The organism is Planctomicrobium mucosum, from assembly GCF_051466335.1.
Classification (GTDB): domain Bacteria; phylum Planctomycetota; class Planctomycetia; order Planctomycetales; family Planctomycetaceae; genus Planctomicrobium.
Genome location: NZ_CP195793.1, coordinates 4590970 through 4603810 on the forward strand (window position 1 = coordinate 4590970; position 12841 = coordinate 4603810).

General features: G+C 55.8%; 11 protein-coding genes. 8 read left to right on the forward strand and 3 right to left on the reverse strand.

Going from position 1 to position 12841, the window contains the following annotated elements:
* Positions 1-182: 182 nt before the first annotated feature.
* Positions 183-2141 (reverse strand): ArnT family glycosyltransferase, encoded by a 1959-nt coding sequence (locus SH668x_RS18250; RefSeq protein ID WP_437186496.1) that lies wholly within the window; start codon positions 2139-2141, stop codon positions 183-185.
* Positions 2142-2408: 267 nt separating this feature from the next.
* Between SH668x_RS18250 and SH668x_RS18255 the strand changes: the two genes are divergently transcribed.
* The 3 genes from SH668x_RS18255 (at position 2409) to SH668x_RS18265 (ending at position 5819) form a co-directional block, all read left to right on the forward strand.
* Positions 2409-3011: a 3'-5' exonuclease gene (locus tag SH668x_RS18255; RefSeq protein ID WP_437186497.1), complete on the forward strand. Its 603-nt coding sequence runs from the start codon at positions 2409-2411 to the stop codon at positions 3009-3011.
* A gap of 61 nt (positions 3012-3072) precedes the next feature.
* Complete coding sequence (locus tag SH668x_RS18260; protein WP_437186498.1) at positions 3073-4395, forward strand: replication-associated recombination protein A; 1323 nt, start codon at positions 3073-3075, stop codon at positions 4393-4395.
* 281 nt (positions 4396-4676) lie between these two features.
* On the forward strand, positions 4677-5819 hold the full coding sequence (locus tag SH668x_RS18265) for a Gfo/Idh/MocA family protein (protein ID WP_437186499.1): 1143 nt from the start codon (positions 4677-4679) through the stop codon (positions 5817-5819).
* 82 nt (positions 5820-5901) lie between these two features.
* On the opposite strand, the gene kdsA is transcribed toward SH668x_RS18265, so the two are convergent.
* Positions 5902-6741: a 3-deoxy-8-phosphooctulonate synthase gene (gene kdsA, locus SH668x_RS18270; RefSeq protein ID WP_437186500.1), complete on the reverse strand. Its 840-nt coding sequence runs from the start codon at positions 6739-6741 to the stop codon at positions 5902-5904.
* A gap of 252 nt (positions 6742-6993) precedes the next feature.
* Between kdsA and SH668x_RS18275 the strand changes: the two genes are divergently transcribed.
* Positions 6994-8124: a DUF1559 family PulG-like putative transporter gene (locus SH668x_RS18275; protein WP_437186501.1), complete on the forward strand. Its 1131-nt coding sequence runs from the start codon at positions 6994-6996 to the stop codon at positions 8122-8124.
* 103 nt (positions 8125-8227) lie between these two features.
* Positions 8228-8602: a hypothetical protein gene (locus SH668x_RS18280; RefSeq protein WP_437186502.1), complete on the forward strand. Its 375-nt coding sequence runs from the start codon at positions 8228-8230 to the stop codon at positions 8600-8602.
* A gap of 366 nt (positions 8603-8968) precedes the next feature.
* Here the strand turns inward: SH668x_RS18280 and SH668x_RS18285 are convergent, their stop codons facing one another.
* On the reverse strand, positions 8969-9364 hold the full coding sequence (locus SH668x_RS18285) for a hypothetical protein (RefSeq protein WP_437186503.1): 396 nt from the start codon (positions 9362-9364) through the stop codon (positions 8969-8971).
* Between the two features lie 746 nt (positions 9365-10110).
* Here SH668x_RS18285 and SH668x_RS18290 point away from each other — a divergent pair.
* The 3 genes from SH668x_RS18290 to SH668x_RS18300 are packed head-to-tail and all read left to right on the forward strand — an operon-like array spanning position 10111 to position 12556.
* Positions 10111-10740, forward strand: a complete 630-nt coding sequence (locus SH668x_RS18290) for a DUF6088 family protein (protein WP_437186504.1) — start codon at positions 10111-10113, stop codon at positions 10738-10740.
* Positions 10733-11776, forward strand: a complete 1044-nt coding sequence (locus SH668x_RS18295; protein WP_437186505.1) for a nucleotidyl transferase AbiEii/AbiGii toxin family protein — start codon at positions 10733-10735, stop codon at positions 11774-11776. Before SH668x_RS18290 ends, SH668x_RS18295 begins: the two co-directional genes overlap by 8 nt.
* A gap of 39 nt (positions 11777-11815) precedes the next feature.
* Positions 11816-12556 carry a TIGR02996 domain-containing protein gene (locus SH668x_RS18300; RefSeq protein ID WP_437186506.1) on the forward strand — a complete coding sequence of 247 codons (741 nt, stop codon included), beginning with the start codon at positions 11816-11818 and terminating at the stop codon, positions 12554-12556.
* Positions 12557-12841 lie beyond the last annotated feature (285 nt).

Here is a 12841-nt window from a genome sequence, read left to right on the forward strand (position 1 = left end):
ATCAAGCAGGAAACTCAGGGGCTTTAGAGAAATTCACTAATATTCGCCATACAGGAGGTCTGCGTAAATCGGCGTCGCATCGGCATTCGCGGTCCCGATTGCTCGACTTCAATCGAGAACCACTCACGACCAGATCCCCAAATTCTCGCCTCAGATCCATCAGTCTGAGGATGAAGAGTCCCCTAATGATCGCGGTTGATTCTCCATAATCGGACCTTTTGATCCCGGTGATTTGAAAGTTCGCGAGGGGTCATGTCGTCCAGCAGGACGAGATCACTGGGTGTGAAATCCAAGGTCGTGACCTCGAGGATTCTGTTGAACTCCAGATCGAGCTGCTCAATCTCTTTCTGAGCGTGCATCCCTGTGACGAGATAAGCAGGCACTTTGCCATCAACTTTCCCCGAAGAAAGCATCCCCAGATCCGACGCTGGCTGGCTGATGTATTTGAGTCCTTCATTCTCTCTCGCCGCCAGCTGATAATAGAGTCCCGGTTCAGCGAGGACGTAGATGACGCAATCAATATTGCTCAGTTCGGACTTCTGATGCACCTCGAGGTCCTTCTCGATCGCTGCCAATACTTCGCTTGTCACGCTGACAAATCCGGTCCGGTCCTGCAAAGCGGGAAGGAAAACTGTCCGGTTCAGGGTGACAACGGTCGGGACAACTGAAACGAAAATGGATGCTGTGAGTGGGACCATTTTCAAGATGATTGGAACACTCAGCTCCTTCAGAGGTCGTTGACCGATGGTTGCTCCCCGCCATCCCCGCAGGACAGAGACCAGCACGCTGACCCCAATCGCAGCCCCCATGACAAGTGCCGTCAACAGAGGAAGGATCAACCGTGGATACGGACGGTAGAGTGGCGTTGTGAGGAGCAGCCCCAGAATCCAGGCGAGTAGAATCCACATTCCGAGAGGCAGAGTCCGTAGAGCAGGGGCATTGGCTGCGTCGAGATTCCCGGCCGCTGGCGCCTCCAATTCTCTCAACGACGCATTGACGTGTTTTTTCCAAAACACAAAGGCGATGGTCGTCAACACGAGCAGCAACGGCAGGAGACCTGCGATCACCACGGATATCATCGCTCCAAAAAGCAGAATTGGTCCCCCGAAGAAGAGGGGGCGGTTTTGCAGCTGAAGGTAAGAATCGATGTACGTCCCGCGCTGAAACGGAATCACAATGGCGATGAACAGACCACAGATCGTCGGCAGGTTGGAATAGTACCAGTTCACAAAAACGTGCTTCGAGACAGACTCTCCCCACCCGCTCCACCCGACGAGATACCCCTGATGATTCTTCGCGACGGCAGCGTATCCACCGGTTGCTTGCAATGAGTTCAGGCAGGGAACCCATAACAGAAACGCCCCCAACGCAATCGCAGCGAATAGGACCACTGGTTGCCACCCCGAAACAGTGCCGCTTGACTGGGATCGATTCGATCCTTTTTTCTTCTCAGGCGGCGTTGCCAGCAAGCTCGCTCCGCTCAAAGAGGATCGTCCCAGTTGAGTGAGCACCAGCCATCCAGCGAGACCCGCCCCAAGAATCGCGAGCGGCAGCCAGCCATTATATTTCGTCCACCAGGCGCAAGACGTCAGCATCGCGCTCGCTGCTGACCACTTCCAGCTTCCGGTCCGCAGAGCTCTCGCTCCGCACCCAACAGCGGAAACCATCCAGAAGGTCACGGGAATATCAGTGAGCGCGGCCCGGCTGTACTGGATGAAGAAATCCCCACAGGCGACCATCGCTGCTGCTGAAAGCGATGCCCCTTGCTGAATCACAGCGACCAGATCCCACTTCGCACTTGCAGGAGTCGAGATGGGAGTGGATGTTTGGAGCAGTTCTTTGGTGGTCCACCAGACCGCGAAAATCAATCCGGTCCCGAAGACCACATTGACCCACATCACAGCGTGTGAACTTGCACCGGTAAACACCATCACCCATTCGAAGATCGCAGGGAGCAGGGGAGGGGCGTAGTACTGACGATCGGGGTACTCGAATCCAATGTGATCCGAGTAGAGATTCGAAGCGTAGACCCCCTCGTCAAAATGTTCGACCGCCATCCGCGATGGGAGAGTGACCCGAAGAACAAAGCCCACGACTAACAAGAGGAGGAGAGTCAACGTATTCAAGCTGAGGTTTCGCATCGCGAGATTGTGATCTCTTCGGGAAGGGGTGTCCAGTTCCTCTCCGTCCCCTTTGGAGTCAATCGATCGCCACGTACGGTTTCACGTGGAACCCTCTGAAGTTCCATCAAAACACGCAGATCAATCAACGATCAAGTTCTGTCCGGAAACCACTTCAATTGTTCCCGTACTCCGACTTCCCGTATCCTTGATTTCCGTTTCACGTGGAACACTTCGCATCAACGTGTTTCCACTTACATTTTTCGCCGCGCCAAATCAAAGACAATCATGCCTGAGATCTATGTGAGCACCGATATCGAAGCAGACGGCCCGATCCCGGGCCCGCACTCGATGCTCAGCCTGGGATCTGCTGCCTATCTGGAAGACGGCACGCGGCACTCCACTTTCAGTGCGAATCTCGAGACCCTACCGGGAGCGACGGGACACCCGGAAACGATGGAGTGGTGGGAACGCAATTCTCGAGCATGGAATAAAACTCGCCGCGACCTTTTGACCCCCGAGGCAGCGATGCTTGCGTACTCGGAGTGGCTGAAATCGTTACCCGGACGGTGCGTGTTCGTTGCCTATCCTGCCGGGTTCGATTTCACCTTCGTCTACTGGTACCTGATTCGATTCACTGGCGCGAGTCCATTTTCATTCTCGAGCCTCGACATGAAAACCATGGCGATGGTTCTGATGAACTCGGAGTTTCGGGAAGCGTCAAAACGTAACATGCCTCACAGATGGTTCAGCAAGCGCCCCCACACTCACGACGCCCTTGACGACGCGATTGAGCAGGGGGAGATGTTCTGCAAAATGCTCGCTGAGGTTCGCAGTCGAGGCACCGCATTGAAACCGGCAGACTCTCCCAGTAGCGAAACTTCCCCGTAGGCCAATTGAGTCTGCAACTCATTTCCTCTCCCACACCTGAATGCACCAGACTGAGACAACGATGGCAGGGTTGTTCGATAAACAAGAGAAGCAACACGCAGAGGCCGCCAAGCCATTGGCGGCCCGAATGCGTCCAACAACTCTGGAAGAGTTCGCCGGGCAACAGCACTTTCTTGGGGAAGGAAAGCTGCTCCGCCGCATGCTCAAGGCAGACCGTATCGGATCAATGATTTTCTACGGTCCCCCGGGCACCGGAAAAACTTCTCTAGGCGAAGTCATCGCCCGACAGACGAAGTCTCACTTCGTTGTGCTGAACGCAGCTTCAGCGGGGGTCAAGGAACTTCGGGCCGCCCTTGATGACGCCCGAAGTCGCCTACAGTCCAGCGGAGCCCGAACGGTTCTGTTCGTCGACGAGTTGCATCACTTCAATCGGACTCAGCAGGACGTGCTCCTACCGGACGTCGAAGCAGGGGTTGTCAGCCTGATCGCTGCCACGACAGCCAATCCTTTCTTTTCGCTTCAAGGGGCTCTGATCAGCCGCAGTCAGGTCTTCGAGTTCCAGTCACTCACACAGGAAGACATTCTAAAGCTCCTGAAGCGGGCCCTCACGGATAAGACCCGCGGTCTCGGCAAGTCACCCGAATCCGCTACGGAAGAAGCGTTGAACTTTCTGGCGGACGTCTGCGACGGAGATGCACGCCGATCGCTGACGGCACTTGAAATCGGAGTTCTGTCCCTCGATGAGACGCGACCGGTACTGGACTTGGAGATTGCTCAGGAGTCCATCCAGAAGAAAGCGGTCCTGTACGATGCCAAGGGAGACCAGCACTACGACGTCGCGAGTGCGTTCATCAAGAGTATGCGAGGGAGTGATCCGGACGCTGCCCTTTATTGGCTCGCCCGAATGCTTGTCGCTGGCGAAGACCCCAGGTTCATTGCCCGCCGCATTGTGATTCTGGCATCCGAGGATGTCGGGAACGCGGACCCGCAAGGTTTGATCCTCGCCAATGCCGCTGCGGAGGCAACGGAACGTGTCGGCATGCCGGAGTGCAGAATCATTCTGGGGCAGGTGGTGGCATACCTCGCGTGTGCTCCGAAGTCGAACGCTGCGTACATGGGAATCAATGCAGCGATGGACGACGTTCAGAACCAGCGTGTCGTTCCTGTCCCCGTCCACCTGAAGGATGCCCACTACAAGGGGGCCAAGCAACTTGGACACGGGAAAGGCTACCAGTACGCCCACGATGGAGAGGGGGGCTGGGTCGATCAGGATTACCTCGGCGTCGACAGGCAGTACTACGTGCCGACCGACCGTGGTTACGAACAGCGGATCAAACAACGACTGGAGGAGATTCGAGAACGGAAGCATCCGCCACGAGACTGAAGGTCACAACACCCCTCCGAGCCTATTGGTGATTCAGACTCTCCGCCGGTCGAGACCGACTCAAGAGTACGAGTTCAGCGGGGTCAATTCCATTCCGCCAATGCCTCACATCCCTCCCTTATCAATTCCAGACCTAAAAATTGTATGGACACTCCCCGGAGCACCCGTTGGTTCCCCTGAAGTTTGAAACCTCTCCCCTCTGATTGAGTGAACATCAACTCAATTCTTGATACATTCCGTTTCTGTTCAGTCACAAGTGCAATTTTATTTGGAGACTCCGAATGTCAAAGCCGTTGAACATCGGCATGATTGGTTACGGGTTCATGGGCCGTACTCATACCAACGGGTACAAGCGAGTTCCCGACTTCTTCCCCGAGCTGAAATACCGCCCGGTGCTCAAGGCAGCCTGTGCCCGCAACAAGGAGAAGATCCAGGAGTTCGCCAACCAGTGGGGTTATGAGTCGATCGAGACCGACTGGAAAGCATTGATTGCCCGCGACGACATCGATGCTGTGGACATCTGCGTCCCGAACAATCTTCACAAAGAAATCGCCATTGCCGCTGCGAAAGCTGGCAAGATGATTCTGTGTGAAAAGCCCCTCGCACTGAGCGTGGAAGAGGGAGAAGAGATGTGCGCAGCTGTCGAAGCTGCCAAAGTCCCGAACACTGTCTGGTACAACTACCGTCGAATTCCTGCTGTCACTTTTGCGAAGCAGATCATCGAATCCGGCCGTCTGGGACGCATCTTCCACTACCGCGCCAACTTCCTGCAGGACTGGACCATCAACGAAGACTTGCCACAGGGTGGAAACGCTCTTTGGCGTCTTGATGCTGCCGCTGCGGGATCAGGGGTAACAGGCGACCTGCTGGCTCACTGCATCGACACTGCGATCTGGCTCAACGGCAAGATCAAGGACGTTTCTGCAACAACCGAAACGTTCATCAAAGAACGCGTTCACACAGAGACCGGGCAAAAGCAGAAGGTGACAATCGATGACGCGTGTGCGTTCATTTGTCACTTTGAAAATGGTTCTCTCGGACTGTTCGAATCAACCCGTTACGCGCGTGGCCACAAGGCACTCTACACGTTCGAGATCAACGGGGAGAACATGTCACTCCGATGGGACCTGCATGACCTGCACCGTCTCGAAATGTTCGACTACAACGATGAAGGTCCATTCCGAGCCTGGAAGAGCATTCATGTCACCGACAACGGCGGCGACCATCCTTACATGAACAAGTGGTGGGTTCCGGGTCTGCAAATTGGATACGAACATTCGTTCGTCCACCAAGTCGCAGACTTCCTCAAGAGCCTGGAAACTGGCGAGCCCTGCGGTCCGACATTCCGCGATTCTCTGGAAACGCAGAAAGTTTGCGACGCGGTTCTCAGCAGTGCCAAGGAACTCGCCTGGAAGAACGTCTAGCCCTTTGAGCTGACGAATAAAAAAGGTCGGACGCAGTACAGTGTCCGACCTTTTCTTTTTGAGAGTTCCGGTTCAATACGGTTCAGGCATTGAACTCGTTGATGAGCTCGCGAACTCGAGAGAGCTGTTCGAACGTCTTCTCAAGGTCGTCAAGCCGCACCTGATTCGGACCGTCTGAAAGCGCCTTGTCTGGATCCGGATGCGTCTCCATAAAGACCGCATCGGCCCCTGCTGCCACTGCTGCTCGAGCGAGAAACGGCACCATTGCCCGGTTCCCGCCAGTGGTACTTCCACCCGGACGCTGCACGCTGTGAGTGGCATCGATGCAAACAGGGCACCCCATCGCTTGCATCGTGGGGATGCAACTCATGTCGTTGATCAGCCGACCGTACCCGAACATGGTGCCGCGATCGGTGAGAAGCACATCGTTCGCTCCAGCTTCCCGGCACTTGTTGACAACGTGAATGATGTCGTCTGGAGCAATGAACTGTGGCTTCTTGACGTTGACGATACAGTTGTTGTCGCGGGCCGCTTCGGCGATCGCGTTGACCAGATCAGTTTGCCGCGCCAGGAATGCCGGCACTTGAAGGATACGACACACCCGAGAAGCAGGGGCTGCCTGCTCCGGGGAATGAATATCTGTCGTCACAGGAAGTCCGGTCGTCTCACGAACTCGGTCAAGAATCTCCAGACCACGCTCCAGACCCGGCCCGCGAAAGCTGTTGAAGCTGGTGCGGTTTGCTTTGTCAAAACTCGCTTTGAACACAATCTGCCAGCCTCGCCGCGAGGCCATATCCGCAATCCGGAGCGATGTCTCCCGAATCAGATCCTCAGATTCAATCACGCAAGGCCCTGCAATAAACACCAATGGCTGCCCTGCGCCGCATTGATATGAATCGATCTTGAATTGGCTGAACGCCATGGAATTCCAACTCCCTGAAGTAATTTCGACACCCATCCTGAGGCGGCAGATTACCAGACAAGCGAGAGGTTTAGGCAAGTCCACTTTATTCGTGGCACGATCAATCAAACACAACGAGACAGCACATTATCAAATTTCAACAGATCTTCATCAAAAGAAAATATTCAAAACCATACTACGTCCGCACTGCTGATGAGAATTTCAATCTCCTGAAACCTCTCGAACTCAGCCACTCATACCTAGGATTTTGCAATGAAGGTTCGACCACAGGCACGTCTGCCCCAGGCGCCCGCACGCAGCGGATTCACACTGATTGAGCTCCTCGTTGTGATCGCGATTATCGCGGTCCTGATCTCCCTGTTATTGCCCGCCGTCCAGCAGGCACGCGAAGCTGCCCGTCGTAGCCAATGCAAAAACAACATGAAGCAAATCGGCCTGGCTGTCCACAACTTCGAAAGCACCTATAGCCATCTTCCACACTCGGGACAGTGCAACAGCACGGGGTCATCGAACACAACTTACATGACGGAATCAGTCCCGACGTTGCTGTTGCCCTACATTGATCAGGCCAACGTGTACAACATGATGGATCACAGCCTGCGATACGCTGACATGGCCACGGCAGGATACACCACAACGAACCTGCACCCGGATTCCATTGGCCGCGTCTACAACGATGCGTCACACGCTGGAACTGTGGCGGCCGCCAAAACGCACATCGCGTCCTTCGTCTGCCCATCAACCCCGGCAGATCCAGGCGCTCGCTCAACAGATGGATTCGGCGTCTGGGACTACATGTTCATCACCACCAGCGACATCGAATCAGATCCCTCACAAGCCAACTACCGGGCACGGGCCGTCTCCGCACGCCGAACAATGGCAGGAGTGACGGTACAAGGATTCCTGAGCTGCGAGAAGAATCGCAAAATGGGAGCGATCACAGACGGAACATCAAATACGATTCTCTGTATTGAAGACGCTGGCCGGTCGCATCCCAACGCGGGAATCTTCGCTTCACTTTCCAATCGCCCATCGCCTGTCACCGAAGGTCCCGCCTGGGAAGGTGGAGCCTCCGGCGGGCGCCGCATGTACGCGTGGGCTGATCCCGATGCAGGAACAAACGGGGTTTCCGGACCGAGCAATTCGACAGCCTCACAACAGGCGAAGATCAACGCTTATGCCAACCCGATGGGTGGCCCACCGGAATGCCGCTGGACAGTGAACAACTGCGGACCAAATGACGAGCCATTCAGCTTCCACGTCGGTGGTTGCCACGCGGTAATGGGAGACGGTTCAGTCCGATTCCTCGGAGACAGCTTGGATTCCCTCGTCCTGAAGTGGATCGCAGGAGCACAGGACGGGCAGGTTGTGGGCGAGTTCTAAACCGCAACAAACTGTCACTTGTCGACACCAATCAGATTTTGTTTCTTCCATGACTCGCTGGGCTTGGTCCATGCGAGTCATGTTTTGACATCGGAACCAACAAATGCAATCACGTCGAAACTTACTACTCTCGCTGCTGATCGTTGCCACAATGGGAGTCGGCTGCGGCGGTGCGAGGATCACTCCAACTGCTGATCGTGTGAAACTCACCGGGAGTGCGACTGCGAACGGCAAACCACTGAACGATGTGATGATCCGTTTCCAGCCGACCGGAGCTGGTCTCCCGGCAGTCACAACGATCAAGAGTGGCAAATTTGAAATCGAAATCGTTCCCGGTGATTACACCTATTTCATCCAGCCGGTGGAGAAAAAAGAGAAGCTCTTGGCGACGGTCCCAACGAAGTACCACACAGCGACTCTCGATCGCAAAGTGACCATTTCAAATGGCGGAACGCAGGACTTCAAACTCGACGACTAGCCCCTGTTTGCAGGGAAGTGTGGCGGTGAACGCTGGCGAACGCTCATTCGAACGCAGTGTTCATCACCGGCAGAACTCCACATTTGTCACGAACGCTACGGGAAGCCGTCGCCACAATAAGCCAAAAGCCCCTCGATGATGTATCGAAGGGCTTTGTTAGTTTCAGCGGTGAGGACCGGACAAACCACCGAACGTAGTCATCAAGTGACGCAGCAGTCATGGGGAGTGACCCCGACCAGAGGGGATTCAGCAGCGGAAATCTATCTCCAGAGAGTACCAACGGAGCGAGTCATCGCTGTCACGAACCACCATGACCAAGGGTCCAGGTTTCTTGAACTGCGTCTTGCCCTCGGTCTTACCGATCCGCTAGTAGACCCCGCCTTGTTTGGTGAATTCGTCGATGTCGGCGTTGGCCTGAAAAATCTGTGCGGAGTGAGTACGGACAACGAAGTGATTGCCTCGACGATCCGGAGCCGCAGAGGTAATCACCAGCTCAAGTCCCGCAAGCGAGTCATCCAATTTGGTAGTGATCTCCTCGCCAAACATGTAACTCCCCGGATTGACGAGGAATCCTTGGACACGATCTTCGAGAGCCCTTGATGGTGCGGAGACTGGAGTCTCCTCTGCCAGTGCGACCTTCGCCACGGCCCCTGCCACTCCCAAGCTCATCGCCAGCTTGACTGCCTCTCGTCGATTGACTTCACCCATTGCAGGCTTCTCTCCGATTGAGCTGCGGACGGGGGATTCCCAGTTGCGTGTCACCTAGGGCAGTTGCAACTCTCGGAAACTCGCTCAATTCAGTATCCAAGTTCGGGAGCCCGTATCAAGCACTATCTTTTTGAGTTGGTAAGCGCACCTCGAAAACATGCAGCGTTCCAAACTCGCCGGATCAATCTGGCATGGCATCCGGTAACTGCAAACGTCGCCGAATCTGCACGAAGTCAACCAGTAGCCTGATGGTAGAGAGCACCATCGCAACGCATCAATTCCGATGCGACTACTTCGCCAAGCGTAATTTTATGAAGACGGAATCTGGCCAGCGGTTCGAGCAATCAGAAGTCCACATAGGTCAATGTGATGGAAACCCGAGACTTTTGGGTTGATCCAGAACCCCGCTGATTGAGCCATCAACTGAGCGAACCAACGAAAAAAGCCCTTCGACAATTCATCGAAGGGCTTTTTAATTGAAGCGGAGAGGACAGGACGCCGTTTGAACTTTTTATCGCGGGCGTCCGGGGCTGGGAAGCGGGGTTGCGCCGCCAAATCGAGGATGGTAAACCAAAGCTGGAATGAAGGTTGCGAAAGGTGACACTGGTGTATTTGTCCGTCACTCTGGGGGCCTACTTCTCAAGGTACTGACAGTGTAGGCCGTTGTTTTACCGTCATTTTCCGAACAGGCACACGGCTTGGAAGCCGACCGCCGGGCGGTCTATTCGGAACCCACGTCGTCATCGGATCTTGCCTTCTGTCAGAAACTCGCGTACACTTTTCTGACTGGAGCAAGAGCCATGACCACAACCGTACAAGACGACATTCTGAGCCGGATTCGCAGCCAAGGCCGGGGAAAGGTCTTCATTCCGAAGGACTTCCTTGACCTGGGCAGCCGCGATGCCGCCGACCAGTCGCTCTCACGGCTGGTCAGGAATGGCGACATCCTGCGGTTGGGGCGCGGCCTCTACCATTATCCGTGTATGAATGACCGGCTGGGAATCCCCCTCGGCCCCGATTTGGACGACATTGCCGACGCCCTGGCCCGGCAGACCGGCAGCCAGGTGGTTCCTTCGGGTGCGGTGGCCGCCAACCGGCTGGGACTGTCCACGCAGGTGCCTGCCAAGCCTGTTTACCTGAGCGATGGGCGGACCCGTCTGGTGAAGATCGGCAACACGACGATCCAGATTCGTCACGCGGCTCCGAAGGAACTGCCGGTGGGGAGCCGGACCAGTGCGATGGTCTTTCAAGCCCTGCGGCATCTTGGGCAGGCCGCCGTGGACGACAAGGTGATCGGCCAGATTCGGCGTGCCCTGTCACCAGACCAGCGGCGGGGGCTGCTCCAGGACGCCCGCTACACGACCGACTGGATCGCTGCTGCTGTCCGGCAGATTGCCCAGGCAGAACTGGAGGTGGCCGGTCATGGATGACATTGCACGGCTCCCCATTGCTGACCGGACGGACCTGTTCGCGGAAACCGCAAGACAACGCGGCCTGACACCAGCGATCATCGAAAAGGATTTCTGGGTCTGCTGGACGCTCAAGCGGTTGTTCACGTTGCACAATCCACCAGCCGGACTGCTGTTCAAGGGCGGCACGTCGTTGTCCAAAGTGTTCGGGATTATCGAACGCTTTTCGGAAGACGTGGACCTGTCCTTCGACCGGGCCGGGCTGGGATTCGGCGGCGAGAGCGATCCGCTCAACGCCACATCCGGCAAGAAACGGAAGCACGGACTCGAAGCGTTGACTGAAACGTGCCAACGAGTCATCCGGGAACGGTTGCTGCCCCAACTCATCGAGTCCTTCGGTAACGCCTTGGGCGAACCGCCCTCGACGAGTTGGGACCTGGAATTGGCCGAGGACGACCCGGACGGGCAGACCTTGTTGTTCCACTATCCGGCAGAAAGCCGGGATCACCCCGCCGACGAACCGGCCTATATCCGGTCAGCCGTGCGGATGGAATTTGGAGCACGTTCGGACCATTGGCCAGCCATTGAGGCCACCGTCACGTCCTACGCGGCGGAGGACTTTCCCAATATCTTCAAGGAGGCTGGATGCCAAGTCCATGTCTTGGCTGCCGAGCGGACCTTCTGGGAGAAAGCCACGGTGCTGCATATGTGGCACCATGCACCGGCGGACAAGAAGTTCCGGGATCGGCAATCGAGGCACTATTACGACGTCGTGCGACTGTACGAGCATGACCTGGGGAGGGCCGCAATCAAGGATACCGAACTGCTGCTGAAAGTCGCTCGGCACAAGGAAGTCTTCTTTCCCGCAGCCTGGGCACGGTACACGGAGGCCAAACCGGGCACGCTCCGGATCGTCCCTCCCGATGCTCGCCTGCCGGAACTGGAGCAGGATTACCGCAAGATGCAGGAAATGATCTTCGGTGAACCGCCTGCATTCGAGCGATTGCTCGACATGCTGCGTCGAATCGAAGCGGAAATCAATGCGTCTGGCGGATAAAATGCGGGACGTCTATGTCGGCTTGGATGGGGAATGGCAATGCAGCAACAACCATATACGGATCAGGAACTGGCTCTCATCGAAGCCATCCATGCTGCGCCACGTGACGATCAGCCGAGGTTGGCATACGCGGATTGGTTAGAACAACACGGTGCAGGAGACTATTCCGAGTTCATCCGTTTGCAATGCCAGCAACCGTATGTCGGCATCAGCAGGCGCGGCCAGGATCAAGGCGAAAGGAGTCTCCGTTGGGACTTTCCCTGGGAAGACAAAACGGCTGCGGAACGCTTGCAGAGGCTTCTGGACCTCCTGCCGGGGATCTGCCGCGCGAAGCGGTTCGCCGATATGGAGCATCTTATCTGTTGCACGGAGTATTATCGGGGACTGCCTTTGTTTGAAATCGAGGAAGGCGATTGGGGACTGCCAATGCGTGTTGTAGACGGCGATAGCTTCAATTTGTCCCCACTGGCGCGAATAGATCTCTCTCTATATACCTATCGATCACATCTTGCTGAATGGCTGAAACATCCTTTGATGTTCCGAGTCGATGTCCTGCGCATCTGGCTGCATCCCGCTTATGAAGACAAACCAGATGACGAAGAGGACAAGGACTGGGATGTCGAATTCGTGGAATCGGACATCCGTCTCCTGGCTGATTGGCCGCTTTTGGACCGATTGGAGACACTCAACCTCTGCCGTCCAATTTCTCCCTTTGCGGAAGAACTGGTCAAAGAACTTCTAGAGCCGCGCGTCGATGTGGATACCAGCTACGGCCAATGATCTTTGACTGACTCGGGCTTTAACCAATTCCCTCTTGGCTTTGCGGTTCACCGTCGCCGTCGGAGTGTTTCGTCGCGGGGGTTCGCAAGAACTGGCCCCCGTGACGGAATGCAACAGAGGAGGCGTGGCCCACGGTTCACCAGAGCCTAAGGTGGATTCCGAGCAGGGAACACTCCTTTTGTGCAGCAATCTCCTTCGGACTATGCCCCTCTTCGGGCCAGCAGGTTCATTCGTAGCTCCCGGTGATCCATGTTTCCTTGAACATGATCAAATTGCCAAAGCATG